Below are 26,158 nucleotides of genomic sequence, written 5' to 3' on the forward strand. Positions count from 1 at the left end.
GCCGCAAGGGCGCGGACCGGTCTGCTCGACCCGAAAAGTCCCGCCCTTTTCGGTCACTCCTCGCACCGGCCTGACCCCATTCGTGGCCTGGACGGTCCGTCGGGACTACGCTAGCTGTCGAACATTATTGGCCATGGACCGTCGCCCCCGCGCCCGGTTGTCAGGCCGGACGAGGTCGTACCCCCCTCTGGAGAGCGTCGTGCCCAAGTCTCAGGTCCGCAAGAAGAAGGTGTACACCCCGCCGACGGACGTACGTCCGACGGCGACGGCGGCGACGCGCAAGCCTAGCCCGGTCTGGCTGCCGATCACCGCTGTCGCGCTGATCGTGGTGGGCATCGGCTGGCTGGTCGTCTACTACCTCTCCGAGCAGGCGTACCCCGTCGCTACGTGGGGCTACTGGAACCTCGCGGTCGGCTTCGGCGCGATGGTCTCCTCGCTGATCCTGCTCTCCCGCTGGCGTTGACCCCGGTCGCCTCGCGCTGACCGGTTCCGCCGCCCTCCGGCCATGGACGTACGTCACGCCGGGACGCCCCTGACCGGCGCCCGGCGTCCGCTGCCCCTAAGGTGTCGGCAGGGCGGCGTGGCCGGATGCGAGATGACTCACGTTACTGCTGGGTAACCTTGCGCGTAGGCTGCACTGACAAGCAGCAGACCGGGAGGCCAACTCGATGGGCAGCGTCCAGATCGTCACCACGATCCTCGCGGCCGCCATCACCGCCGTGGCGGTGTGGCTTGCGGTGCGCGCGGTCATGAAGATGACGGCCGTCATCCGGCTCGGGCAACCCGCGCCGGAGCGGTTCGGCGACAAGGGCGCCCGCACGAAGAAGATGCTGGTGGAGATCGCCGGCCACACCCGCATGCTCAAGTGGGGCGTGGTGGGCGCGGCGCACTGGTTCGTGATGGTCGGGTTCATCGTGCTGTCGCTGCTGGTGCTCGAGGCGTACTTCGAGGTGGTGACCCCCGGCGGCGGGCTACCGATCATCGGGCACTGGACGGTCTTCGGCCTGGCCACCGAGTGGATCGGGATCCTGGGCCTGGCCGGCATCGTGGTGCTGATGGCGATCCGGCTGCGCAACCGGCCCAGCCGGCCGGGCAACCGCTCCCGGTTCACCGGCTCGACCATGTGGCAGGGCTACTTCGTCGAGTGGGTCGTGCTGCTGGTCCTGATCTTCGGCTTCGTGATCCGGGGCTTCAAGGTCGCCACCGACCACTTCGAGTACCCGGTCTGGGCCACCCCGCTCAGCCACGCGGTCGGCGCCGCGCTCCCCGCCTGGACGGCCGGCGTCAGCGTGGCCGCCCTCATCAAGATCGTCATCTCGATGACCTGGCTCATCGTGATCTCGCTGAACGTCACCATGGGTGTCGCCTGGCACCGGTTCCTGGCGTTCCCCAACATCTTCTTCAAGCGTGAGCCTGAGAAGGCGGCCGGCTCCGGCCTGGGCGCGCTGCGGCCGATGATGAGCGACGGCAAGCCGCTCGACTTCGAGGAGGCCGACCCGGAGAAGGACCAGTTCGGCGTCGCCCAGGTCGAGCAGTTCACCTGGAAGGGCCTGCTGGACTTCAGCACCTGCACCGAGTGTGGCCGCTGCCAGTCGCAGTGCCCGGCCTGGAACACCGGCAAGCCGTTGTCGCCGAAGCTGCTCGTGCTGAGCCTGCGCGACCACGCGTACGCCAAGGCGCCGTACCTGCTGGCCGGCGGCCGCAAGGACCTGACCGGCGAGGAGAAGGCCACCGCCGCGCAGCTCGCCCACATGGACGTGCTGGCCCTCGCCGAGGCCGACCGGCCGCTGATCGGCACCGCCGAGGAAGGCGGGGTCATCGACCCGGACGTGCTCTGGTCCTGCACCACCTGCGGCGCCTGCGTCGAGCAGTGCCCGGTGGACATCGAGCACGTCGACCACATCGTCGACATGCGCCGCTACCAGGTGCTGATCGAGTCGAGCTTCCCGTCCGAGGCCGGCGTCATGCTCCGCAACCTGGAGAACAAGGGCAACCCGTGGGGCGCCCCGCAGAACACCCGGGAGGACTGGACCAAGGGCCTCGGCTTCGAAGTGCCGCGGGTGGGCGAGGTCGACGACTTCGAGTACCTGTTCTGGGTCGGCTGCGCCGGCGCGTTCGAGGACCGGGCCAAGAAGACCACCCGCGCGGTGGCCACGCTGCTCAACGAGGCCGGCGTCTCCTTCGCCATCCTCGGCGAGGGCGAGACCTGCTCCGGCGACCCGGCCCGGCGGATCGGCAACGAGTTCGTCTTCCAGATGCTCGCCCAGCAGAACGTCGAGACGCTGAACGAGGCCTTCGAGGGCCGGGAGAAGAGCAAGCGGAAGATCGTCGCCACCTGCCCGCACTGCTTCAACACCCTGGGCAACGAGTACGGCCAGCTCGGCGGCGAGTTCGAGGTGGTCCACCACACCCAGCTGCTGGCCCACCTGGTGGCCGCCGGCAAGCTCACCCCGGTGCAGCCGGTCGACGGCGGCGTGACCTACCACGACCCCTGCTACCTGGGCCGGCACAACCGCGTCTTCGCCGCCCCCCGCGAGGTGCTCGGCGACGCCATCCAGGGCGAGCTGACCGAGATGCCGCGCAACAGCGAGCGCTCCTTCTGCTGCGGCGCCGGCGGCGCCCGGATGTGGATGGAGGAGAAGATCGGCAAGCGGATCAACGTGGACCGGGTCGAGGAGGCCATGTCCACCGGGGCGAAGACCATCGCGGTCGGCTGCCCGTTCTGCTCGACGATGCTCAACGACGGGGTCAACGGCAAGGGCGCGGGCGAACAGGTCGAGGTCGTCGACGTGGCCAGCGTGCTGCTCCGCTCGGTCAAGCCGGAGGCCCCGGCGGGCGATAAGGAGACCGAGTCGGTCGCCGGCTGAGGCGTACCCCGGCCAAGAGCTGAAACCACGACGGCGGCGGCACCCACCCGGGTGCCGCCGCCGGTTCGTGCCGGCCGGCGCCCCGTGGAACAATCGCGCTCATCGACGGCCTGCTGGTTACCGCGCTGTTGCCCCTGGTCGGCTTCGTGCTGCTGACCGCCGGCAACGCGTTCTTCGTCGCGGCCGAGTTCGCCCTGGTCACCGTCGACCGGGCGGAGATCGACCGGCGGGCCGGTGAGGGGGACGGGCAGGCCGTCACCGTACGTCGGGCGCTGCGCGAGCTCTCCTTCCAGCTCTCCGGCGCCCAGCTCGGCATCACCATCACCGCGCTGCTCACCGGCTACCTGGCCGAGCCGGCGCTGGCCCGGCTGTTCGCCCCACTGCTGCGCCCGGTCGGCGGGGCGGAACGGTTCAGCGGGCTGCTCGCCCTGGCGCTGGCCACCCTGATCTCGATGCTCTTCGGCGAGCTGGTCCCGAAGAACCTCGCGCTGGCCCGGCCGATGCCCACCGCGCTCGGCACGGCGGGGCCGATGCGGACCTTCTCCCGGACCTTCGGCTGGCTGATCCGGCTGCTCAACGACTCGGCCAACCGGCTGGTCCGGTGGCTCGGCGTGGAGCCGCAGGAGGAGCTGGCCAGCGCGCGGTCCCCGGAGGAGCTGGGGCTGCTCGCGGCCATCTCGGCCCGGGCCGGGGCGCTGCCGCCGGACACCGCGATGCTGCTGCGCCGCACCATCCGGTTCGGCGACAAGCGGGCCGCCGAGGCGATGACCCCCCGGGTCGACGTGATCGCGTTGCGCGCCACCGCGACCGTGGCCGAGCTGCTGGACCTGTCCCGGCAGACCGGCCGGACCCGGTTCCCGGTCTACGAGGAGACGCTGGACCTGGTCACCGGCGTGGCGGGGGTGCCGGACGCGCTCGGCGTGCCGCTGGCCAGCCGGGCCGCCACCACGGTCGCCGCGGTCGCCCGCGAACCGGTGTACGTCCCGGAGAGCCTCGACCTCGACGGCGTGCTGGCCGCGCTCAAGGACGCCGGCGCCGACCTGGCCATCGTGGTCGACGAGTACGGCGGCACCGACGGCGTGGTGACCGTGGAGGACCTGGTCGAGGAGCTGGTCGGGGAGATCGCCGACGAGTTCGACCCGGCCGCGGTGGACGACCTCGGCCCGGTCGAGCTGACCGTGCCGGGCGGCGAGCGGACCGTGCTGGTGGACGGCGTGCTCCGCGAGGACGAGTTGGTCGAGCAGACCGGCTTCCGGCTGCCCGAGGGGCCGTACGAGACCCTCGCCGGCTTCCTGATGGCCCGGCTCGGGCACATCCCGGTGCCGGGCGAGACGGTCGAGGAGGCCGGGTACGAGTTCACCGTGGTGGAGGTCGACCGGCACCGGATCGAGCAGGTCCGGGTGGTCCGCCCGGAGGAGCCCGACGACGGTGAGTGAGCTGCTGATCGCCCTGGTTCTGCTGCTCGGCAACGCCTTCTTCGTGGGCAGCGAGTTCGCCCTGATCGCCTCCCGCCGGACGGTGCTCGAACCGCTGGCGGCGACCTCGAAGCGGGCCCGGTGGGCGCTGTCCGCGATGAACCAGATCCCGTTGATGATCGCCGGGGCGCAGCTCGGCATCACGGTCTGCTCGCTCGGTCTCGGCGCGATCGCCGAGCCGGCGCTGGCCCACCTGCTGGAGACCCCGTTCGAGGCGGTCGGCCTGCCGGCCTCGGCGGTGCATCCGGTGGCGTTCGTGATCGCCCTGGGCGTGGTGGTCTTCCTGCACACCGTGGTCGGCGAGATGGTGCCGAAGAACATCACCCTGGCCGGCCCGGAGCCGTCGGCGCTCTGGCTGGGCCCGGCCATGCTCGCCTTCTGCCTGGCCACCAAGCCGCTGCTGCTGGCCATGAAGTGGTCTGCCCGGCAGGTGCTGCGGTTGTGGCGGGTCGAGGCGACCGACGCCGTGAAGACCGTGTTCACGGCAGAGGAGTTGGCCGGTCTGGTCTCGCAGGCGCGTACCGAGGGGTTGCTGGACGCCGAGGAGCACGCCCGGATCACCGGCGCGCTGGCCCTGCACAGCCGCACTGCGGCCGACGCCCTGCAACCCTGGTCGACGGTGACCACGGTGGCCGAGGACGTCTCACCGGCGTCGCTGGAGGTGCTGGCCACCCGCACCGGCCGGTCCCGCTTCCCGGTGGTGCAGCGGTCCACCCGCCGGGTGCTCGGCTTCGTGCACGTCAAGGACGTGCTCGGCTACGCGGGCGCCGGCCGCCGGGCGCCGGTGCCCGCCGACGTCTACCGGCCGCTGGCCGTGGTGCCGCCCGACCGTACGCTGGCCGACCTGCTGCTCTCGATGCGGCGGGAGCGCCGGCACATGGTGCTGGTGAGCGACGGGCGTCGACCGCTCGGTGTGGTGACCCTCGACGACGTATTGACCGCGATCGTTGGCAAGTAAACGAATACCCTTGGTGTGCAAGCGGTTGCGCAGACATGATCGAACCAAAGGTCGCCTTGATTCCACCCCGGTGCCTTCCCTAATGTGGGGCACCGACCGCTGTGGGTCGTCTGCCTCGATCTTCCCCCTCGCGAGGCGCCCGGCGGTCGGTTGCAAAGGAGTCCGTGCCGGTGGCAACCATGCCCCCTCCTCGTCACGCCCCGAGCCAGCCGCCCGACCGACCGGCCGGGTTCCACCGGGTGGTACGCCGTCTCCTCACCCTGGTCGCGGCCGTCGCGGTCGGCGCCGGGATGCTCGCGGCCCCGGTGCACGCGGCGCCGTCGGTGGACGAGATCGACGCCCAGATCGACAAGCAGTGGGAGAAGCTCGAACCCACGATCGAGCAGTACAACAAGATCCGCTCCCAGCTCAAGGTCAACCAGAAGAAGTCCGCGGACCTGCAGAAGAAGATGGTGCCGCTGGAGCTGGAGTCGGCGCTCGCGATGAACAAGGTCGGCGACATCGCCGCCCGCTACTACATCCAGGGCCCGTCCCAGGACCTCGGCGCCCTGCTGGTGAACACCAAGCCCGGCACGCTCGCCGAGCAGCTGGTCATCCTCGACCGGCTCGCCGACGACCAGCGCAGGCAGATCGCCGGCGTGCTCGCCGTCCGGGACAAGTACAACCGGCAGAAGCAGAAGCTGGACGCGCTGATCGCCACCGAGATCAAGCAGAAGGACGAGCTGGCGGCGAAGAAGAAGCAGATCGACTCCGAGATCAAGCGGCTGACCGCGATGCTGCCGGTGACCTCGATCCGCCCGGCGGGCTGCCCGGCCATCGACGGCGTGGTGAGCAGCGCCGCGCGCACCGCCATCAAGACGGCGTGCGCACAGGTCGGTGACCCGTACGTGTGGGGCGCCACCGGCCCGAACTCGTTCGACTGCTCCGGCCTCACCCAGTACGCCTACAAGGCGGCGGGCATCTCGCTCACACACTTCACCGGCGCACAGTGGAACGAGGGCCGCAAGGTCTCCCGCTCCGAGGCCAGACCAGGGGACCTCGTCTTCTTCGGCAGCGACCTGCACCACGTCGGGCTCTATCTCGGCAACGGGGTGATGGTCCACGCACCACGGACCGGCAAACCGGTCCAGGTGTCGAGCATCAGCACACAGCCGCTCGCCGGTTTCGTCCGGGTCACCTGACCCGGTCCCCCCGAGCGACGAGAAGGCCCCCGGTCCACGCGGACCGGGGGCCTTCGTCGTATCGATGGGTCAGCTCGTCCGGCCCACCGTCTGCACGTCCACCCGCTCGTGGGCCTCCGCTGGTAACGGCTGCTGGAGCTCGATGCGGACGTCGTACTCCCCGACCATCGGCACGTTGGTGAGGGCACTGTAGGTACCCCGTTTGCCGGGGACCTCCATCAGCGTGATCGGCCCCTGCCGGTGGGACGTCGGCATGGCGATCATGTCCGTCCAGGCGACCATCCGGGCCATGGTGATCGGCTGGTACGTCCCCGGGCTCACCGCCTGCACCTCGATCTGTACCTGCAGATTCCCCACGTGTCGGGCCTTGACGTCCAGCACTGCGGCAGTCGAACCGGTCGGACGGCTGGAGTCGGGGTGTGCCGTGGCCGATGTCGCCGCCACGGCTCGCCCCTCCGGCCTGGTGGTCAGGAAGGCGACGCCGCTGACCGCCACCGCGATGGTCATGCCGGTGGCGACTCCGGCCAGGAATCCGGGCCAGCGCTTCGGCGGCGTAGGGGGCCGACGGTTCCGCCGCCGTCCGTTCGGCACCGGCTCGACGAGCCGCCATCTGGAGGTAGTTGTCATGAGGTTCCTCTCGGGGGTGCGGGCGGTCACCCGGCCGCCCGCACCCGTGCTCGGTCAGCCGACGGGATGGTCCGGAAGCTGGATCAGTCCGGTTCGGGGCGTCCCGTACACCCGGAAGATCCCCCACTGCCCGCCCGTCAGATGCGGGGAGAGGCTGTTGGACCGGTAGAGGTAGTCCCCGGGTACGGCACGTGGGCCGCCGGCACCACCGGTCACGTCCGGGTCGAGCACCACCGGATACACGGTGCCCGGATTGAACTCGCCCTGGAATGCCTTGATCTGCGACTGCGGATCCTTCGGTGCCGCCCGCCAGGTGTGGCCGTGCAGGGTGAACCCGGTCGATCTTGGTTTGCCCACCGCCTGACCGACCCACAGGACCGTCTTGTCGCCCGCGTACGCCTCCAGCAGCGGCGTGCTCGGGTCGCCGTGCGGGTAGCTGCTGAATATCGTGGCGACGTCATCGCTTGCCGCGTACCGGTGGTTCCATGGCTCGTTGCGGTAGTTCACCGCGACCTCGCCGGAATCCTCGGGGTCGTCGGTCTCCCGGCTCGGCGCGACCGCCAGGTCGACGTTGTCGGGGACGTCCGTGCCGTTGGCCCGGAACAGGGCCAGGTCGCTGTTGAGCAGGACGACGTTCTCCCGGTAGTCCTTCCCGTTGGGGTCGACGATGACCGCCTGGGTACCGGATTTCAGGCTGGTGCCGTTCTTCGGGTTGAGCCAGCTCGTGCCCTTGGGTTCGATGACCAGGCCGCCGAAAAGCCCGTGGTGCCCGTGGTGCAGCGGGTCGGCCTGGTCCTGCAGCAGGGCAAGGCCGGTGATGTTCTCCGGCACCGGCCAGCCGAACGTCCGCTCCTCGCCCACGCCGACCGTCAAGTCACCGAGTCCGTACGAGTCATCGCCGGTGTTCGTGCCCCGCGAGCCAAGGTTGTATTCGAGCAGGGTGGGAGTCATCGACACCCGGGAGCTGACCGGGTACGGCTTGAAACCGGGCACGTTTCGCTCGTCCTTTGGCGGCTGGTCGAGGCAGCCCGGCAGGGTGCTGCCTTGATCCCGCCGCCAGCCGAGTTGGCCGGGCTCGGTGGCCTCGAAGCAGGTCGGCTGCATTTTGGCCGGATCGATCCGGTTCTTCAGAGTCACGTTGACGCAGTCGCCGGCGTGTGCACGAAGCACGAGTGGTTCGGGCGGCTTCTGCCCGGATTTGATGGCGTCGACGTCTTCTTCGAGAGCGAACATCGCCCCGTTCGGATCGTGGTCGCCAGCCCTGTTGTAAACGATGTCGTGGTTGAATGCGACGACGGTGAAATGCTGGTAGGTGCCCGTGCCGTCGTCGGCGCAGATGCCCTCCGGCCAGCCACCGGCGACGCCGGTGCAGGGGTTAGGACTGTCCTCCAGTTTCTTCACCTCCCAAAGCTCTTTGCCGGACGGGTCGTCGCAGTCCATCACCTGCAGTTGGCTCCATGCGCCCAGGAAGCGGTCGTCGCTGCCGGTCAGTCCGTACACGTAGTGTCTTCGGTCGACGTAGTCCCGCCACGGCAGCTCGTTGCCGAGGTCCAGGGTCATGTCGAAGTACTCGAGCACGCCGAGGTGTTGAGCCTGGACGATGTTCGACTCCGGATCCCGCGCGTCTGACTTCCATGGGAAGCGATCAATGCTGAACCCGTGGGATTCCTCCTGTGAAAGCTGGAACACCCGCCACTTCACACGATCCCCTTCGTGTGCCTTGAAGACCTGGGTGTACGGATCGCCGTGGACGCTACGGTCGTACACCCGGGACGGGTCCGCGTTCCGCCGCCCCTCAAACGGCTCAAGTCGATAGCTCAGGCCGACCACACCCTGGTCGTCGGGGCTGGAGGGAAACTTCGGCGGGTAAATCGGCACGCCGTCCGGTGTGACGAACTGGTCGTCGTTCGGGTCGCTCGGATCGGCCGGCTTGAACATCGGCACGTGATCCTCGACGAACACCGAGAAGTTCCGGTAGTCGCGATCGTCGATCGGCTTGCCGTGGTAGTCCGTGCCCGGCGAGCAGTGGATGTCGACCGCCGTCCCGACCTGGACGGCCTCTCCGGTCTTTGGGTTGTGGTATGTGCACCCTGCCGGGTGCACGGTCGCTCCACCCAGCAGTCCGTTGTCCTGGTGCACATTGGGGAAGAAGTGATCGTGGAAGCTGCTGGTCGCGAGGTCCTCGTGCACGAACGACCGGTAGGTGATTGTCTGGCCGTGATCTGCACCTTGGTCGTAGTTCCAGCCGTTGGCCGCGCCGTCCGAGGTCAGCACGTCGAACTGGACGAGGTGCTGATGAATCCCCGCCTCGTTGGTGACCTGGGCCCGGTCGAAGACGTTGCCGCCGAAGTTCTCCGGTAGTTCGTTCGTGAAGTTGTAGACCACGCAGTCACCGACGTTGAACAAGGGCGCGAATGGTTCCGGTTTCTTCCCGCCGAGAACCGCCTGTTTATCCGTCTGCCGGACGTAGACCCTGGCCTGAGGGTTCTTCCATCGCAACTCTTCGTTGTAGAACTGCGCGACCTGGATGGCGGCGACGTCGAAGTTTTTCATCGGAGTCGGCTTGCCGTCCGACCGGGTGGCTGGGCACGGGTTCTGGAAGAAGCCGCCGGGGACCTGGCCGCCCGGGTCAGCCGCGTCCTTCTCCTTCTGCGTGGGCGGGAATACCCCGCCCGCCTGGCGGCTCGCCACGCCGAGCGGCGGCTTCGGCGCCTTAAAACCGAACTTGCCGGGCACGAAGTGCGGGTATCCCGGCTTCGCCTCGGTGGGCGCGGGCGGTGGGTTCACCCCGGGGATCGCCGGCTCGTAGTCGAAGTCTTCCAGTGGCAGCAGGGCCGGCACCTTCGTGCCGTCCGGCAGCGTCCGCTTGCCATCCTCCAGCTTGTCGTGGGTACGGTTCAACGCCCACATACCATTGGCGAAATGCGGGTAGAGGTGGCAGTGGAAGATCACGTCACCGAACGTCGCCGGCTTGTTATCATGCGATGAACCGGCGCCGCCCTCAGGAATGAGCGCGTAGTGCGCGCCCGGCGAGACGGCCTGCACGTCCAGGATGTTGGTAACGCCGATGTGGTGGGTCGGCTTGCTCACCGCGGCGAGCCCACCTTCGTCCTTCGGGTCGAACGGCCACCGATTGACGTGCCAGTGGAAGGTGTGCGTCTCCCGCTCGGCCGCGTGCAGCAGCCGGATCTGCATCGGCTCGCCGCGGTAGTTGGCGAAGACCAGGTCACCGCCACCCGGGTCGCCGTACGCCCAGGAGGACAGGGCGGTCTCCTCGCCGTGACACTCCTTGGCGTCGAATCCCTGCGCATTGCGAGTCGCCGCCGGGCAGCCGACCTCTTCGCGGTTGAACGCGGGCTCCGCCCGGTAGTTGAAGGCGAACCACTCCAGCTTGACCGGTACTTCGCCCTGCACCAGGGCGTCCGCGTCCCCGCCGGAGAGGCCGGGCAGGGTGCCCTGCTTCAGCTTGGTGAGATCGGCGGCCGTCGGGTCGACGCACTCCCCGTTGGCCCGGTCCTCCGCCACCCCGTCCTGCCCGTTCCGGCAGAACCGGGTGAGGATGCCGGAAGCTGCCTCCACCTCGTCGTGCATGAAAATCACGTGCTCCCGGTGGTCCGGTGCGCCGGGCTCCGGGTCCTTGATGACAGCGCGGGTCCCGGAGGCGAGCGGCTCGCCGGTGCGGGCATCCACCCAACTGGTGCCGGGCTTCTCTACCACGATCGCGCCGAAGGCCCCGAACGAGTGCGACCCGATGGTGTTGCCCGCGCCGGTCTCGACGGAGGTGAGGTCGGCGCCGTCGTTGAAGTGGAACTCCCCCTCGACGGCCGCCGAGTACCGGTAGGTGGCGGTGGCGCCGCGGGCTACGGTCGAATCGGGGTTGAGTCCCGCCGCCGTGCCGTCGGAGCCCTTGGGGTCGAAAACCAGACCCTCCATGTGGATGGACGCCGGCGGCGCAGCCTCTGGGTCGAAGTCGTTGTGCGGCAGGGTCCGGGCCGGGGCGAATCGCCGCGGCTCCGGCGTCACGGTGCCGGGAGCCGCCAACTGCTCGCCGGGTAGCAGGAAGATGGAATCGTTCCGGACGAACGGCGGCGCTTCTTCGTGGAGCCGGTTGGTGAACCGGATCGTCACGCAGTCTCCCCGGTGCGCCCGTAGCACCAGGGGTTCGATTAGGTCCGCCTGGTCATTGGGGTCGGCGGCCTTGGCGAAGTTGGCCCGGACGGTGGCGATGTTCTCGTCGAGGACATACATGCGCCCCTCGGGGACGACGTCGCCAAAGCGGTTGAGGAAGATCGGAATGTTGATCAGTGAGACGTCGAAGCTGCGTGCCGGCGCCCCTGATAAACACGGATTGCCCGGCTCGGTAGCCTTTGCTGGCAGGTCGGCAGCCATGGAGCTGGACATCGCCCATACCGCTCCACCCGTCAGCGCCAGCCATGCGCCGGCCAGCAGGCCTCCGGCCACATACGTCCAGCGGCGTCTGCTCTTCGTCCGGATGAACACGGTCATCGCCACCACGCCCAGCAGGGCGAGTGGGACCACCTCCACTATTCCTGTACGCACCGTGTCTCCCCTCGTCGACGGTGTCGTTCATGTCGATCGCGGGCGAGCAGGTTCGCCAGGTGTCGAAGATGATCCCCCGTGATCTATCGACAGATGGGAATCTACCGTTCTCAATCATCTCTGTAAAGAACCTGCGACGTACGGTGACGAGGGGAAGCCTTTTGCCGTAGAACGGCGGCAAGGGTTCCCGGTAGAACCGGGAACCCTTGCTCGATCGCCGACAGTGGGGTGCTCAGGACGTCTGCGCGGCCGGCAGGATCTGCACGTCGTCCAGGTTCACGAACATCACCCGATGGCCGAACTGGATCTGCACGTACCGGTTCTCGCCGCGGACGACGGTCCGGTCACCCGGTGCCGAACCGTCGAACGAGACCGCCTGGTAGTACTCGCCCGGGAGGACGTCGCCGACCGCGTACCGCTGGCCCGCCGGGAAGGTGTACTGCAACGGCGAGATGGTCTGGTACGGGATGGTGGCCGGGTAGGCGGCCTTCTCGGGGTAGGCCCGCCCGTACACCGGGATGGTGGCCTTGCCCGGCTTGGGCGTCACCACGAAGCCCGCCGACCACTTGGCCGTGGGCGCCGAGGCCGGGTTGTAGAACCAGGCCTTCTGACCGAGGTACCAGATAGCGGTCCAGTCGCCCTGGACGCCCGCGAGGGCATAGGTCTGGCCGGCCGAGGCACGGGCGCCGTGATCCTTGATGTACATGGTGTTCGGCGTGCCGTTCGGCCGCAGGCCCAGGTCGTTGACCAGCGGGGCGGTCGCGCTCGGGGCGGTGCGCAGGATGACCGAGGAGGAGCCGCGCAACGGGCAGGGCTCGGCCGTCGGGGGTACCGGACCAGGTGGCAACGGGGGCTGCTGGTTGCAGCCGTAGAAGGCGGGCTGGTTCGACGCGAAGTCCGGGTCGATGGTAACCAGACCGGTGTGCGGCGTGCCGGTGCCCTGGAAGGGCGCCTTCAGCAGGTTGAAGTAGTGCGACCAGTCCCAGTACGGACCCGGGTCCCAGTGCATGCCGGCGACGTTCCCGGCGGTGATGCCCGGAACGTTGTCGTGACCGAGGATGTGCTGCCGGTCCAGCGGGATCTGGAAGCGCAGAGCCAGGTGGCGCACCAGCTTGGCCGAGGCCCGGTACATCGCCTCGGTGTACCAGGTGCCGCGCCCGGCGAAGCCCTCGTGCTCAATGCCGATGGACTTCGTGTTGACGTACCAGTTGCCGGCCTGCCAACCGACGTCCTTGGCCTTGATGTGCTGGGCCACGTATCCGTCCACCGAACGCAGCGTGTAGTGCCAGCCCAGGTAGGTCACATCCTGGACCTGGCCCACACTGGGGCCGAAGTAGCCCTCGGTGTCGTGGATGATGATGTACTCGAGCTTCTGCTGTGCCGGCCGGTTGCCGATGTCGTGGTTGCCGTAGTCCCAGGTTTGGGTCTTAGGGATGTAGTACTCCGCGTACGGTGCGGGGATCCACTCGCAGGCGAGGCGGACCGGGCACTCCAGGCCGTCCGGCCGCTCGGCGCGGCGCAGCCCCAGCTTGTGCAGCCCGGACTGGTCCGGCGTCACCGCGGTGGCGGCGAGGGTCACCCGCTGGCCGTCGTCGGTGGTCCGGGCCGCGCCGAGGCCGAGCTGGTCGTAGACCTCGTCGGCGAAGGCCGCCGCCGCGTCCTCGGTGTCCGCGCCGGAGTAGCGGGCCACCGCGCCGTACCAGGCCGCCGGGTCGCTGCCGGCGCCGACCGGCGCACCCAGCTCCTTCTGGTACGAGGCAAGCAGTGCCGCCCCGCCCCGGATGTTCGCGGCCGCGTCGGTCCGCAACGTCTCCTCGGTGAGGCCGGTGAGCGCCGCGGCGGCGTCGAGCGTCTGCAGGGACGCCTGCGGCAGCACGTCCTCCGCCGGTGCGGCCGCGATGGCCGGGTCGAGGGTGAGCGGGCGCGAGTCGTCGCCCCGCGGGTCCTCGTTCTCGTCCACGTGGCCGCTGGCCGGGGTCGCGAGGACCTGCTGGGCGTCGGTGAGGTGCATCGGGCCGTAGCCGCCGCTGGTGCTCGGCTGGCCCGGGTGGGTGTCCCAGCGCGACTCCAGGTACGACACGCCGAGCAGGACGCTCTGCGGCACGCCGTACTCCGCCGCGGCGGCGGCGTACTGCTCCTGGCGGTCGGTGGTCGGTTGGGCGGTGAGCGGTTCGGCGGCCACCGGGCCGGTCGCCACCAGGGCCGTGGCCGCCGCGACGGCGGCTGCCAGCAGCATCCGTCTGCCCGACGGCGGGGGTGAGAGGTGCATCGAACCTCCAGACAGGGATGGGGGTCACTGCGTCCTCACCCTCGCCCCACGCACCCTCCGGGTCAATACCTTTCCAGCGGGTAATCTTGTGTGAAGAAAACCTTCATCCACGATCGGGGCGACATACGGAGTGTCACGGCGTCTCGGGTTGCGGATCGGTAACGGCCATCTCTACTCTGGTCAATCGTCGGCCGACTGTTTCACCGACCAACCCGGGTGGTGACGGTCCGACACCGCCGAGTCGCCTTCGGGCGAGCCGGGGACCCAGGTAACTGGGGTGAATCCGCAGCCACTGCGGTAGGGCGGCTCCCTTCCCGCCCGAACCCGTCAGCTAACTCGGTAGGCGGGCACGAAGAAGGAGTACGGAAGCCCGGTGGCACACCATGCCCCGCGGCCACCGTCAAGCCGGTCGGTCGACCGGTCGACGGCTGTGCCGCGTTCCCGCTGGTCCCGCTTCACCACCGCCCTCGCCGCCCTGGCCGGCACCGCCGTCGTCCTGACCGGCGGCGCCACGGCGGCCCATGCCGAACCGTCGGTCACCGAGATCGAGCGCCAGATCGACCAGGACTGGAACAAGCTCGAACCGATCATCGAACAGGTCAACGCCACCCGCGAGCAGCTCGCCGTCAAGCGCAAGCAGGCCGCCGCGCTCGGCAAGCAGATCGCCCCGCTCCAGGCCCGGGTGGACGCCGCCCTCGGTCAGGTGGGCGGGCTCGCCGCCGACGCCTACAAGGGCGACAACAACCTCTCCACCGTCAACGCCCTGCTGGGCAGCCGGTCGCCGAGTGAGCTGGTGGACGGCCTCGCACTGCTCGACCGCTACGCGAACCGCCAGCAGGAGCAGGTGCGGACCGTCGCCGAGCTGCGCGACCAGTTGGCCGCCAAGAAGCGGCCGCTGGACGAGATGATCAGCGACCTGGCCCGTACCGAGGCCCAGCTCGCGGCGAAGAAGAAGCAGATCGACGCCGAGATCGTCAAGCTCCAGAAGCTCCGTCTCAAGGTCTACGGCAACGGCGGCGGCGGTCCGCTGCGCCCCGCGCCCTGTCCCGCCGGCTACCCCGGTGGTCCGGCCGGCGTCGCGGTCAAGTTCGCCTGCGCCCAGATCGGCAAGATCTATGTCTGGGGCGCCGCCGGCCCCGACCACTACGACTGCTCCGGGCTCACCATGGCGGCCTGGGCCAAGGCCGGCGTCTCGCTGCCGCACAACGCCCGGCAGCAGCACGACGTGACCAGGCGGGTGAGCCGGAGCGAGCTGCGCGCAGGTGACCTCGTCTTCTACTACAGCGACCTGCACCACGTCGGCATGTACGTCGGTGACGGCTGGGTGGTGCACGCCTCCCAGTCCGGCAAGCCGATCACGATGAAGCGCGTCGACGACGGCCAGATCAACAGCTACGGCCGCCCGGGCTGACCGGTCCGCAGGGGCTCCCGCGTCGCGGGGGCCCCTGCGCCGTCACGGCGTCCGGCTCCGTCAGCGAGTCGGCCAGGTGCGCCAGTTCTGCCAGGACCGGCTCGGGGTCGGCCCGCGCTGCCCCTGGTAGCGCGACCCGTAGACCGCCGAGCCGTACGGGTGCTCGGCCGGCGAGGAGAGCCGGAAGATGCAGAGCTGACCGATCTTCATGCCCGGCCAGAGGGTGATCGGCAGGTTCGCCACGTTGGACAGCTCCAGCGTGACGTGACCCGAGAAACCCGGGTCGATGAAGCCGGCCGTGGAGTGGGTGAGCAGGCCGAGCCGGCCCAGGCTGGACTTGCCCTCCAGGCGCCCGGCGAGCTGGTCGCCCAGCGAGATCACCTCGAGCGTGGAGGCGAGCACGAACTCGCCGGGGTGCAGCACGAACGGCTGGCCCTCGGGCACCTCCACCATCGAGGTGAGGTCGTCCTGCTGCACGGCCGGGTCGATGTGCGTGTAGAGATGGTTGTTGAAGACCCGGAACAGCCGGTCCAGACGTACGTCGATGCTGGACGGTTGCACCAGCGTGGGCTCGAAGGGCTCCAGCGCGAGCGTGCCCGCCTTGATCTCGGAGACCAGGTCGCGGTCGGAGAGCAGCATCGGAACACCATAGCGACCGGTACGGGTGACCTGCGTGTCGGACTACATCTTCGTACACCTGTTCGATAGAATGTCCGCATGGCTTCCTGGTCCGAATTCGCCGCCGACGAGCCCCGACTCGCCGACGAGATCCGCCTCCTGTTGCAGCAGTACGGGCCGGGTTTCGGCTACCTCGCCACGGTCCGCGCCGACGGCGGCCCGCGAGTGCACCCGGTCTCCCCGGTCATCACCGACGACGGGCTGTGGTGCTTCGTCATCGACTCGCCCAAGCGTCGCGACCTCGAACGCGACGGCCGCTACGCGCTGCACTCCTTCCCGCCGGAGGAGAGCGACGACGAGGCCTACCTGGCCGGCCGGGCCCACCCGGTGACCGACCCGGCGACCGTGGCGCGGCTGGCCCGGATCGGCCGGGCCGCGCCCCAGGGCGACTGGCGGCTGTTCGAGTTCACCGTCGACGTGGCGATGCTGACGCGGCGCGACCAGGTGGTTCGCCCCGGCGGCGGCCGGCCGGAGGTGCGGGTCTGGCTCGACCCGCGGGCGACCACCCCGGTCCGGTGCGACCCCCTGGCCTCGGAAGGTCGGCGTGGCCGGCACGGCTTCGACACCCGCCGCCCCGCGGCCTGAGCCCTACTCAGAAAGCTGGTGCCGGCCCCGTCCGAGGACGGGACCGGCACCAGCTTGTGGTGCGCGACGGTCAGGCCGCGCGGTAGGCGTTCCACGCGGTCAGCATGCGGCTCGCCTGACCAGGGGTGAACTGGTACATGCACGAGTCGTAGGTGTAGTCCATGAAGTTGGTGATCGGGTCCAGGCCCGCCGTGGTGCAGGTGTCCCGACCGGTCGGGCACTCGAAGGCCGGCGAGCCCTCGGCCGGGGTGTCGGAGACGCTGTCACCCGAGCCGGAGCAGCCACCCTGGAAGGTGTGGTAGAGGTTCAGCCAGTGGCCGATCTCGTGGGTGCCGGTGTCGCCCTGGTTGTAGTTGGTCGCGGTGCCGCCCGGCAGCGACTCGCTCAGCGCGACCACGCCGTCCATGCTGTTCAGCTTGCGCTGCGGGAAGGTGGCCCAGCCGAGCAGGTCGTCGCTCAGCTCGCCCAGGTAGATGTTGAGCGTGTTCTTGCCGCCCTCGCGCAGCGAGGTCTTCATCGAGCGCTCGGCGGAGGAACCCTGGACGATCGGGTACCAGGCGGCGTTGGTGACGTGGTGCACCTTGGTGAGCTGGAAGCTGAAGGCGGTCGGGGCGCCACCGGTGGCACCGCTGTACGCCTTGTTCAGCACGTCGATCTGCTGGGTGACCATCGAGTCCGGGATGTTGCCGCCGGCCCGGGTGCTGTCCCGCTGGATGACGTGGACGACGACGGGGATGGTCACCGTCGCCAGCGTGGTGGCCCCGGCGCCGGTGCGGAAGTTGGCCCGCTCACGCAGCGCCGCGGCCAGGTCGGCGTCGCGCTCGCGGACCTGCTTGGCGGTCAGCTCGTTCGGGTCCAGCTTGGCGTGTCCACCCTTCTTCACGCGGGCGTCGGAGTGGACGTCGGCCGGCTCGACGCAGGAGCCGGACGGGGCGGCCGAGAAGGCCGATGCTGCGGGGACGACGCCTACCGCAGCGGTGCTGAGCAGCAGCGCGAGGGTCGTCGACGCGACGCCGGCGGTACGCCGGGTCAGCAGGTTGGGACGGAGTCCCATGGGCCCACCTCTTTCGAACGGCGTGCCAGGGGGTGTGTCACGCCGGGTCGGAAACGTGTGGGAGACGTTACATCCCATCGAAGGATTTGAGAACGACCATATGTTGCCGTGGTGAAACTTTCTGCTGCTCGTCGACGCCCCGGCCGTTGCTAGATCGTTTCGGGCTGGGTTGCGGCGCGTGATCCGTCTCCGGGGGTACCTGGGTGCAGGGAGGCGGTGACCTCAGGTACAGTGGTGCCGCCTGCGGGTGTAGTTCAATGGCAGAACATCAGCTTCCCAAGCTGACAGTGCGGGTTCGATTCCCGTCACCCGCTCCACGCGAAAGGCCCTGGTCAGGACGTCAGTCCCGGTCGGGGCCTTCGATGTTCCACGGGCCACCTGCGCCCGATGGGCCATCCACGGGCCACTAGCCACGCTTCTTACCGGCCTTCTTGCCCTTGCCCTTGGCCTTGTCCGAGGGGCCGGCCACCGGCTTCTTGGCCCTCTTGCGCTCGGCGTCGGGACGTTCTACAACGCACTCGTCCCACCCACCGACTGACGGATGCGAACCGAGACGCGGGGAGGGCCGGGAATGGCGAGCCCGTTCGGCCGACGGGAGCTGAGGTTGGTCCTGGCGGTTGTCCTGGGCACCCTTCTGATCGGCGGCGGGATGCTGCTCGACGCTCGGCTGACCGCGGCGATCGACGAGCGGGTACGCGTCGGCGCCGAGACGACCGGCCGGGTGGTCCACGTCGAACGGTTCAAGATCAGCCGTTCGTTCGCCGCCACGAGGTTGACCGTGGACTACACGTTCGACGGCGTGCGGCACCGGGAGCGGTTCTCCAGCGAACTCGACGAGAGTGAGTTCCACGTCGGGGACGTACTTGCGGTACGCGTCGACCGGGCGGATCCGACCCGGGCTGCCACGCCGGACGGGTACGCGACGGAGGACCTGCTCCTGCAGGCGCCGACCCTCCTGGAAGGCCTCGGCCTCGTCGTGATCATGGTCTCGCTCGCGCTGCTCAGAAGGGGTCCCCGGCGCGAGTAGGTGGGCGGGACCGGACTGCCGCCCCGGCCCTGGGTCGGGGCGGCAGTTCCGCACGGGAGGCGTCAACTCGTGGTCGACGGCAGGAGGTCGTCAACCTGTGGGGCGAGAGGAGCCCTCTCGGCCCGCGCGAATCATGGTGCTGAGCTTCGCGACGTAGCCTCTGCACGTGATCTCCTACCGCGCTACCGCCCCCGCAGACCTCGACCGCGTGACCGCGTGGATCGTGACCGAGCCCGTTGGGTGGATCCCCGCCGACCGTTACCTGGCCGAACTGGCCGAGGACATGTACCGGCCGGAATGGACATGGATCGCCGAGCACGACGGCGAGGTCGTGGGACGGGCATTGTGGTGGGGGCCGAAGGGCAGCCCGCATCCGGTCGCGCTCGACTGCCTCGACGTGGATCCTGCCGTGGGCGACCGTGCCGCCGTCGCCGCCGAGCTAATCAGGGCCGCGCTGGCCGGGTTCCCGGAGCCGGTGCAGTACAGGATCAAGGTCACCAGTGGCTGGCGCGACGATCCGGCCACGTCGGCGGCCGTGGCGTGGCGGCGGGCGGCGGCGCATGCGGCGGGCCTCACCCGGGAGGTGGAGCGGCTGCAGTTCGAGTGGGCACCCGCCGACGGGATGCCCCCCGTGGCCGGCAGGCTGCGGTTCACCGAGGCCTCCGACGAGGAGTTCCTTGCGGTGTTCAGGAGAATCGCCGAGGGCAGCCTGGACGCCCAGACCCGTGCGAACCTGGCCGCCAAGGGCGTGGACGCGACCGCGCGCGAAGAGATGGACTTCTATCTCGCGGCGCCGGGCAAGCGGGAGTGGTGGCGGATCGCCTACACGCGCGAGGGTGAGGTGGCGGGCATGGCGATTCCCTCCGCGACCTCGTACAACGTGAACGTCGGCTATCTCGGGGTGGTGCCGGAGTTCCGCGGGCGCGGCTACGTGGACGAGTTGCTCGCCGAGATCACCCGCCTTCACGCGACCAACGGGGAGTCGCGCATCACCGCCACCACCGACATGGGTAACGCGCCTATGGCGGCCGCTTTCGGTCGCGCCGGATACCGCAACACGGGGATCCGGATCAACCTTTCCAACGACGTCCAGCCCTAAACGAGGAAAGGCCGGTGCCGACATTGCAACGCACGAGCTCGGACCGCCTCGCCGAAGCTGCGGATTGGAAGGCAGGCCGGGCCATCCACGTGCCGCAAGGTGGTGTCATCGGGGGTCAAACCAGGCCGCGGGGGACCGCGTTGAGCAGGCGTCCGGCTGCTTTTACAGCCGATCTTGTGCGATTCCCAAGCTGACAGTGCGGGTTCGATTCCCGTCACCCGCTCCACCGCGAGGCCTCAGCTCAGGACAGGTTTCCTGGCTGGGGCCTCGATCGTTGCTACCGCTTCTTGCGGTGGCCGTGCCCGCTACGTGCCCGATCCCCTGCTCAGCTTGATCTGTGAGCTGAGCGCGTCGGCGATGTGCTCGTCGCGCTCGCGGGCGGTGTGCTGGTAGATCATCGCCGCCCGGGTCGAGGCATGGCCCATCCGGGCCATCAGGTCGGCCAGGGTCGCCTCGGTCCAGGACGCCAGGGTGTTGCCGGTGTGCCGCAGGTCGTGGAAGTGGAAGCTGGGCACGCCGGCCGCAGCCACTGACTCGCGCCATTTGCAGGAGGTCTGGAAGTTGGAGCGGCGCAGGGTGGCACCCTTCGCGCCGGTAAAGGCGAGCGGGTCCTGGTCCTCGTCGACGAAGTCGTCCAGGTGTCGCGGATGTCGCGGCGGATCGCGTCGGGAATGGTGACGGTCCGGATGCCGGCATCGGTTTTGGGCGGTCCGAAAGTGAGGCTGCCGTCTAAGGCTCGACCAGGGTCGCGCGGACCGTGAGGGTCCGACAGCGGGGGGCGAAGTCGCGGCGGCGAAGGGCGGCCAGCTCTCCGTAGCGAAGGCTTGCGAAGGCGGCGAGCAGGATCAGGGCGCGAAACCGGCCGGGCACGATGTCGGCGAGCTGGAAGACCTGGGCCATGGTGGCGGTAGGTCGCGCAGCCGCCGCAGCACGTCGGCGTAGAGGGAGCCGGTTCGGGCGAGCATCTCGCGACCCGCGGCGACGTTGTCGGCGGGTGAGAGCGGCCCGGTCACGGGCCAGCCGGGCGGTGGGAACTCCCGGGTGGGGACCCCCGGCGCCAGATAGACGCCGAGGCTCGGGATGCCGAAGCCCTCGGCGACGAGCCGGCTCAACGGGGCCGGGCCGAACGCGGTCAGCAGGACGTCGGCGCCGGCGGCCGCCGCGGCCGTCACGCCGTCGCCCAGGTCGTCGAGGAACGCGGCGAAGACCGACCGCGCGGCCTCCGGGGACGGGGCGGCCGTGCGTGCGCGTACGAGTTCGACCGGATCGCCGGGAAGCGACCGGTGCTCCAGCCCGGATCCGCGCACGAGACCGGCGAACCGGTCGTGTGCGGCCAGCGCGAGGTGGTCCGCCTGCTGCAACCGCTGCCCCAGGCCGGTGAACGGCGCGACGCACCTCGCGGACCCGCTGTCACGATCAGAATCCGCGTCACGTCTCTCCCGTCGTGCCGCTGCGCCTCCCGGCCGCGTTCCTGGCGTCGGAGAGGGCCGGATGGCGGAGTGTCGCCGGTGGTCTGTCGACGCGATGATGAGCCGCATGGGGTTTGGTTTCAAGACCACGTGGCTCGCCGTGCGGGAGCGGAGCCCGGAGGAGGTCGCCGACGCGCTGCGGTTGGCCGACCGCGAACGTCTCTCCTGGGACGAGGGCGTCGACCGCGCGTACGTCTCCGGCGTGTTCGTGGCCGGTCCCGTGGACGGGTGGACCCTGGCGCACGGCCGACGCGATCTCGCGACGTTCGACTACAGCGCCACCGATCCCCGGTTTCCGGAGTGGTTCGCAGCCCTGAGCGCGCGCCTGGGTGAGGTCCAGTTCTTCGTCAACGAGCGGGGATGGTTCTCCCACGGATGGGTCCGGGCGGTCGACGGGGTCGTCGTGCGGGCGTTCGCCACCTTCGACGGCAACGTTCCGCTGTTCATCGGTGACGTCACGCCGGCCGAGCGCGAGGTCGGCAAGGGCCTCCGCGGCTGGGGGGACAACTGGCGGAACTGGCAGGAGGAGGACTGGGACACCTGGTACGAGTCGGCGCCCCACGAACACGACGTGCTCAAGCTGGCGGCCCTGTGGAGCCTCAACCCCATGCTGATCGACGGCGAGCAGGTCGTCGACCGGGGTATTTACGGGATGCCCGTGCGCGCGGTTTGAACTGTGCGCCTCAGGTGAGGTCCAGGACGTGCCGGAGGGAGGGCTTGCCGTGGAGCAGGACCTCCTCGACCGGCACGAACCCGGTCCGCCGGAGCACCGCCAGGGAGGCCGGGTTCGCCAGCGCGGCCGAGGCGACCAGGCGGCACAGCCCGTACTCGTCGCGGGCCAGCGCGCAGACCCGGCGGACACCCTCCTGGGCCAGGCCGCGTCCGCCGGCCCGCTCGGCCACCCGGTAGCCCAGCTCGGCGACCCGGCCATCCGCGATCTTCTTCTAAACCCAAGGCCGTCACCCGGTCAGGGCGAGCAGGAACTGTTCGACCTCTCGTGCGGTGCTGGGGGTGACGTCGGCTGGACCTAGGCGTATGAGGTCCCCGCGGAAGCGTCTGATTTCCAGCCAGCTGTCGGGCGCCGCGCTCTGCAGGTCACTCAGCATGCCTGGCAGATCTCCCAGGGTGTAGACCTTGAAGGTCCGCTCCCTGCGCCGGGATGAGATATCGAAGCGCGCATCAAAGGCTGGCTGAGGTGAACGGGCCCAGTCAGCGCGATTCAATGAACCGTGGCCGTGGATGCGGGCATCAACCACGACTTCTGGATCAGCATCGCCGATCTCGGAGTTGTAGATCGGTGCCGCGATGGCAACACTGGCGGCGATGGCGGGGTACGCAGACATGGGCCGACCGAGCGCGGCGGAGCAGAAGAGAGCGTGGCTGAACGGACCAACGGGATGCGGCAAGGGGATCTTGTGGTGCGACTTCCCCTCGAAGGGCAGATCCCGGTTCTCGGTGACGAGGTCGAGGAAGACCGCGACCTTCGCTGGGTCATGGCTGGTCTGCTTGACGTTGAAGCTGATGGCGCTGCGTCCTGCCTCCCGCAGCACCAGGTAGCGGTAGAAACCACCTATGCCATTCGGAGGGACGGCTTGGCAGACCACGTCGATGAAGCCATCCACCGGCAGGTAGTCCTCGGGGGTGAACCACGGCTTGGTCTGCATCTTGAGGATGGTGGGCACCACCAGGGCGTCAGGTTCATCCTCTGCCTCAGCGGGTGCCGCAACCTCCGCGAAGCCCTTGCGAAGCCGTTCTTTGATCTTCTTGTCCAGGTGTCGCCGGGCGTGGTCCTCGTCCAGCAGGACGACGGTGGTGGACTCACGACGGCGACTGGTTGAACCCCAGCGGACAAAGCATCGAATGCCCTCACGGCGGATCTCGAAGAAGTCCGTCGCGCCGTCCTGCGTCCGCTCGAATCGTCGCCACACCGTCATGCTCTACTCCTGACCGCGAGCTGCCAGCGTTGCACGTCGGTGCTGGACCCGGTACATGGGCCGTTTGGCAACTTCCCTCGGCCGCCCGGTCAGACCGACAGCAACGGTTGACAGCAACGCCGCCGCACTGGCGAGGACGGGCTGGGACGGCGGCAGGCGTCGACCCTGAGGCAGAGGCCGGGGGCGAATCTCCCAGCCGATCTCGCGCGATTCCCAAGCTGTTTTCGGGTCCCTTCGGGGCGCCGCGCATGCGGGAAAATCCGAGATGGTCGCCCGCCGACGTCGGTGACTTCATGGCGCAGGTGAGGCCGTCAAGCTGTTTGACGCTGGGAGCCGCTTTGAGGGGCTGCGCATTGTTGCTACGAGCACGAGGGTCCGACTCTTCATCTTCTCCGCCGGCTCCCGCGGGCGGCCTTTCCCTGTCCCAATCCCTCACGGGAGACCGTCATGGAAGAGGTCGACGAGCAGGAGTTACACGTCGAGCGGGTGGCCGCACTCGACCTGGGTAAAGCGGTGTTGGAGGCGTGCGTGCGGGTGCCACACGAGTCCAGGCCGGGCCGGCGTATGCAGGAGGTGCGCGGCTTTGCCACCACCACCTCGGCGCTGCTGCAGATGGCGGACTGGTTGCGCCGTTGGGGCGTCACCCGGGTCGTCATGGAGTCAACCAGCGACTACTGGAAGGGTGTCTACTATCTGCTCGAGGCCGAGGGCTTCGAGTGCTGGCTGGTCAACGCCCGCGAGGTCAAGAACGTACCGGGGCGGGCCAAGACCGATAAGGCCGACGCGGTGTGGTTGGCCAAGGTCGCCGAGCGGGGCATGTGCCGCCCGTCGCTGGTGCACCCCAAACCCATCCGTGAGCTGCGTAACCTGACCCGCTACCGGCGTTCGCTCATCCGCGACCGCACCCGCGAGATGCAGCGGGTGGAGAAACTGCTCGAAGACGCCCAGATCAAGATCACGTCTGTGGTGAGCGATGTGTTCGGGGTATCCGGGCGGCTGATACTTCAAGCGCTCATCGACGGACAGCGCGACCCGACGGTCCTCGCCCAGATGGCCAGGGGCCGGCTGCGTCCCAAGATTGCACAGCTGCAGGAGGCGCTGCGGGGGTTCTTCACCGATCACCACGCCGCCATCCTGGCGATGATGCTGGACAACATCGACCGGCTCAGCGCGCAGATCACCGCCCTGGACACCACGATCGCCGAGGCGGTCGCCCCTTTCGCCCATCAGGTGGCTCAGCTGAGTGAGATCACCGCAGTCGGCCCCACCGCCGCACAGGAACTGATCGCCGAGGTCGGCGTGGACATGAGCCGCTTCCCGTCCGACGCGCACCTGGTGTCCTGGGCCAAGTTCTGCCCGCAGACCCACGAGTCCGCCGGGAAGAAGAAGAACAAGGGCCGAGCAAAAGGCAGCCCTTGGCTGGCCGCCACCCTGGGCAACATCGCCGGCAGCGCCTGCCGCACCGACAGCTTCCTCGGCGCACGGCACCGACGCATCGCCAAACGTCGCGGCAAACAGAAGGCGACCGTGGCCACCGGCAACGCGGTCCTGGTAATCGTCTACCACCTGCTGTCCGACCCTGCCGTCCGGTTCCGTGACCTCGGCGCCGACTATTTCGACACCCGTATCGACAAACAGCGCAGGGCCCGAAACCTGGCCACTCAACTCCAGGCCGTCACCGGTCAAAAGATCACCATCCGCGACGGCAAGGCCATCATCGCCGAACCCGAAGCCGCCTGACCCAAGCCACCCACACCCGGCTCCGCTACGCTGCGCCGGGTGCTGCCGCCTGCCCACTCACCATTGGATTTTCGGGTCTGACAGTGCGGGTTCGGTTCCCGTCACAGTCGTGCCCCATCCGCGGCACCAGCTCGCGAGTGCTCGCTCCGGTCCGCGCGGCGAGAGTGTTCCCTATGTGCCGCAGGTCGTGGAAGGGCCCCGAACACCGGCCCTCCTCAGAGATGCCGCAGATCACCCCGCGGACACCACAAGGGCTGGACGGCCTACGACTGCCCGACGAGGACGTCTCCGCAGGATGGGCCCCGTACCCCTGGCTTAGAACATGCTCCAGCCGACGAAGATCACCGCGAGCGCGACGACGGTGCTGGCCGCAAACAGGGCCCCTCGCCACGAATTCCCCGGTGTTGTGGAACGACCCAGGCGCCTCCACGCCCGCCGAGCACCCCAGCCGGGCGCGGCCATGAGCCTTTCGGCGCCGGCCACACCATTCAAATTCGCGACGTACCGCGCGGCGGTTTCCGCCGTTACGCCTTGCTCCTCGAACGCCGAGATCACCGCGGTGGGGCCGTGCGCGAGCAGCGCGGCGAGGAGGTGTTCGGTGCCGACGTGTCCCGCACCGCCACGGGCGGCGAGTCTGATTGCCGCAGCTAGGACCCGGCGCGCATCGGCGTCGAATCGCACCTCGGAAGACCACGTTCCGTTCCCTGGCGTGATGCCCAATGTTGCGATCGCCCGGCCGGCATCGAAGCCGTATTCACGTCGCCACCGCGCGACGTTGCCATGGTCGTACATGAGAAGCGCAACCGTGAGATCGAACGGGCCTACGAGTTGCCCGGTCTCCTTCACCGAACCGAAGGCGGAGGTGACCACTGCGCCGATGTGGTCCGTCCAGTGGTCGAATTGGGGAGCCACGGCTGCACTGTAGGCGTGCCCGAGGGTGTCAGCCGCAAGCGGCTCCCCATCGACCCAGTACCGCCACGCCGAGCCGCCACCGCAACCAGTAGTTGGCGAACTGTGCTGCATAGCGGGGTCAGCTGACGCAGGCTTGAACCCGGCAAAGCGCACGCCGCGTCGTCGTCCGCGAACGGCGGCACCGTCCCGGCAGCGAGGTGCCGGCAAGTCGCAGTACATCCCACTACGACCAGCTGACACGTGAAGTGCTCGGATGACTGCGAACAGGCATCCGAGTCGAATGCTCCCGTCGCACGACCGTCATAGCTCCAC

At 69.0% G+C, this 26,158-nt stretch carries 21 protein-coding genes, 1 tRNA gene and 1 riboswitch; of the genes, 12 read left to right on the top strand and 10 right to left on the bottom strand.

Going from position 1 to position 26,158, the window contains the following annotated elements:
* Positions 1-199: 199 nt before the first annotated feature.
* The 5 genes from AC0OLQ_RS01465 to AC0OLQ_RS01485 all read left to right on the top strand — a co-directional run bounded on the left by AC0OLQ_RS01465 (position 200) and on the right by AC0OLQ_RS01485 (position 6,481).
* A complete protein-coding gene (locus AC0OLQ_RS01465; RefSeq protein WP_091264673.1) occupies positions 200-463 on the top strand; it encodes a cell division protein CrgA in 264 nt (87 codons plus the stop codon).
* Positions 464-668: 205 nt separating this feature from the next.
* The gene (locus tag AC0OLQ_RS01470) at positions 669-2,867 is read left to right on the top strand and encodes a (Fe-S)-binding protein (protein ID WP_484529885.1); all 2,199 of its coding nucleotides are present in this window, start codon (positions 669-671) and stop codon (positions 2,865-2,867) included.
* 128 nt (positions 2,868-2,995) lie between these two features.
* Positions 2,996-4,303 (top strand): hemolysin family protein, encoded by a 1,308-nt coding sequence (locus tag AC0OLQ_RS01475; protein ID WP_484529886.1) that lies wholly within the window; start codon positions 2,996-2,998, stop codon positions 4,301-4,303.
* A complete protein-coding gene (locus AC0OLQ_RS01480; protein ID WP_484529887.1) occupies positions 4,296-5,300 on the top strand; it encodes a hemolysin family protein in 1,005 nt (334 codons plus the stop codon). Before AC0OLQ_RS01475 ends, AC0OLQ_RS01480 begins: the two co-directional genes overlap by 8 nt.
* A gap of 179 nt (positions 5,301-5,479) precedes the next feature.
* Positions 5,480-6,481 (top strand): C40 family peptidase, encoded by a 1,002-nt coding sequence (locus AC0OLQ_RS01485; RefSeq protein ID WP_484532525.1) that lies wholly within the window; start codon positions 5,480-5,482, stop codon positions 6,479-6,481.
* A 69-nt stretch (positions 6,482-6,550) separates the two neighbouring features.
* Here AC0OLQ_RS01485 and AC0OLQ_RS01490 read toward each other — a convergent pair whose 3' ends face one another.
* The 3 genes from AC0OLQ_RS01490 to AC0OLQ_RS01500 form a co-directional block, all read right to left on the bottom strand.
* On the bottom strand, positions 6,551-6,988 hold the full coding sequence (locus AC0OLQ_RS01490) for a hypothetical protein (protein WP_484529888.1): 438 nt from the start codon (positions 6,986-6,988) through the stop codon (positions 6,551-6,553).
* A gap of 174 nt (positions 6,989-7,162) precedes the next feature.
* Positions 7,163-11,614 (bottom strand): hypothetical protein, encoded by a 4,452-nt coding sequence (locus tag AC0OLQ_RS01495; protein ID WP_484529889.1) that lies wholly within the window; start codon positions 11,612-11,614, stop codon positions 7,163-7,165.
* 286 nt (positions 11,615-11,900) lie between these two features.
* Positions 11,901-13,937 carry an N-acetylmuramoyl-L-alanine amidase gene (locus tag AC0OLQ_RS01500; protein WP_484529890.1) on the bottom strand — a complete coding sequence of 679 codons (2,037 nt, stop codon included), beginning with the start codon at positions 13,935-13,937 and terminating at the stop codon, positions 11,901-11,903.
* Between the two features lie 224 nt (positions 13,938-14,161).
* Positions 14,162-14,299: riboswitch (cyclic di-AMP (ydaO/yuaA leader) on the top strand.
* Between the two features lie 68 nt (positions 14,300-14,367).
* Here AC0OLQ_RS01500 and AC0OLQ_RS01505 point away from each other — a divergent pair.
* The gene (locus tag AC0OLQ_RS01505) at positions 14,368-15,348 is read left to right on the top strand and encodes a C40 family peptidase (RefSeq protein ID WP_484529891.1); all 981 of its coding nucleotides are present in this window, start codon (positions 14,368-14,370) and stop codon (positions 15,346-15,348) included.
* A 60-nt stretch (positions 15,349-15,408) separates the two neighbouring features.
* On the opposite strand, the gene dcd is transcribed toward AC0OLQ_RS01505, so the two are convergent.
* Complete coding sequence (dcd, locus tag AC0OLQ_RS01510; RefSeq protein WP_355666607.1) at positions 15,409-15,987, bottom strand: dCTP deaminase; 579 nt, start codon at positions 15,985-15,987, stop codon at positions 15,409-15,411.
* A gap of 78 nt (positions 15,988-16,065) precedes the next feature.
* On the opposite strand from dcd, the gene AC0OLQ_RS01515 reads away from it, so the two are divergent.
* The gene (locus AC0OLQ_RS01515) at positions 16,066-16,611 is read left to right on the top strand and encodes a pyridoxamine 5'-phosphate oxidase family protein (protein WP_484529892.1); all 546 of its coding nucleotides are present in this window, start codon (positions 16,066-16,068) and stop codon (positions 16,609-16,611) included.
* Positions 16,612-16,681: 70 nt separating this feature from the next.
* Here the strand turns inward: AC0OLQ_RS01515 and AC0OLQ_RS01520 are convergent, their stop codons facing one another.
* On the bottom strand, positions 16,682-17,665 hold the full coding sequence (locus AC0OLQ_RS01520; protein WP_484529893.1) for a zinc metalloprotease: 984 nt from the start codon (positions 17,663-17,665) through the stop codon (positions 16,682-16,684).
* Positions 17,666-17,908: 243 nt separating this feature from the next.
* On the opposite strand from AC0OLQ_RS01520, the gene AC0OLQ_RS01525 reads away from it, so the two are divergent.
* From AC0OLQ_RS01525 to AC0OLQ_RS01535, 3 genes are all read left to right on the top strand, one after another.
* Positions 17,909-17,982 (top strand) — tRNA-Gly (locus AC0OLQ_RS01525).
* Positions 17,983-18,236: 254 nt separating this feature from the next.
* Positions 18,237-18,692 (top strand): DUF3592 domain-containing protein, encoded by a 456-nt coding sequence (locus AC0OLQ_RS01530; RefSeq protein WP_484529894.1) that lies wholly within the window; start codon positions 18,237-18,239, stop codon positions 18,690-18,692.
* Positions 18,693-18,858: 166 nt separating this feature from the next.
* Entirely contained in the window at positions 18,859-19,791 is a 933-nt protein-coding gene (locus tag AC0OLQ_RS01535) for a GNAT family N-acetyltransferase (RefSeq protein WP_484529895.1), read from the top strand.
* Between the two features lie 305 nt (positions 19,792-20,096).
* Here AC0OLQ_RS01535 and AC0OLQ_RS01540 read toward each other — a convergent pair whose 3' ends face one another.
* Complete coding sequence (locus AC0OLQ_RS01540; protein WP_484532235.1) at positions 20,097-20,429, bottom strand: tyrosine-type recombinase/integrase; 333 nt, start codon at positions 20,427-20,429, stop codon at positions 20,097-20,099.
* A gap of 207 nt (positions 20,430-20,636) precedes the next feature.
* Entirely contained in the window at positions 20,637-21,152 is a 516-nt protein-coding gene (locus AC0OLQ_RS01545; protein ID WP_484529896.1) for a hypothetical protein, read from the bottom strand.
* Positions 21,153-21,327: 175 nt separating this feature from the next.
* On the opposite strand from AC0OLQ_RS01545, the gene AC0OLQ_RS01550 reads away from it, so the two are divergent.
* A complete protein-coding gene (locus tag AC0OLQ_RS01550) occupies positions 21,328-21,933 on the top strand; it encodes a hypothetical protein (RefSeq protein WP_484529897.1) in 606 nt (201 codons plus the stop codon).
* 10 nt (positions 21,934-21,943) lie between these two features.
* Here AC0OLQ_RS01550 and AC0OLQ_RS01555 read toward each other — a convergent pair whose 3' ends face one another.
* Together AC0OLQ_RS01555 and AC0OLQ_RS01560 are read right to left on the bottom strand one after the other, a co-directional pair.
* Positions 21,944-22,198: a GNAT family N-acetyltransferase gene (locus AC0OLQ_RS01555; RefSeq protein WP_484532236.1), complete on the bottom strand. Its 255-nt coding sequence runs from the start codon at positions 22,196-22,198 to the stop codon at positions 21,944-21,946.
* 21 nt (positions 22,199-22,219) lie between these two features.
* Positions 22,220-23,194, bottom strand: coding sequence for a hypothetical protein (locus tag AC0OLQ_RS01560; RefSeq protein ID WP_484529898.1), 975 nt, complete (start codon positions 23,192-23,194; stop codon positions 22,220-22,222).
* 447 nt (positions 23,195-23,641) lie between these two features.
* Here AC0OLQ_RS01560 and AC0OLQ_RS01565 point away from each other — a divergent pair, with 447 nt between their 5' ends.
* Entirely contained in the window at positions 23,642-24,934 is a 1,293-nt protein-coding gene (locus tag AC0OLQ_RS01565; RefSeq protein ID WP_484529899.1) for an IS110 family RNA-guided transposase, read from the top strand.
* A 315-nt stretch (positions 24,935-25,249) separates the two neighbouring features.
* Here AC0OLQ_RS01565 and AC0OLQ_RS01570 read toward each other — a convergent pair whose 3' ends face one another.
* Positions 25,250-25,846, bottom strand: a complete 597-nt coding sequence (locus tag AC0OLQ_RS01570) for a Clp protease N-terminal domain-containing protein (RefSeq protein ID WP_484529900.1) — start codon at positions 25,844-25,846, stop codon at positions 25,250-25,252.
* Between the last annotated feature and the right edge of the window lie 312 nt (positions 25,847-26,158).

This window comes from Micromonospora sp. Utrum1, assembly GCF_057197805.1.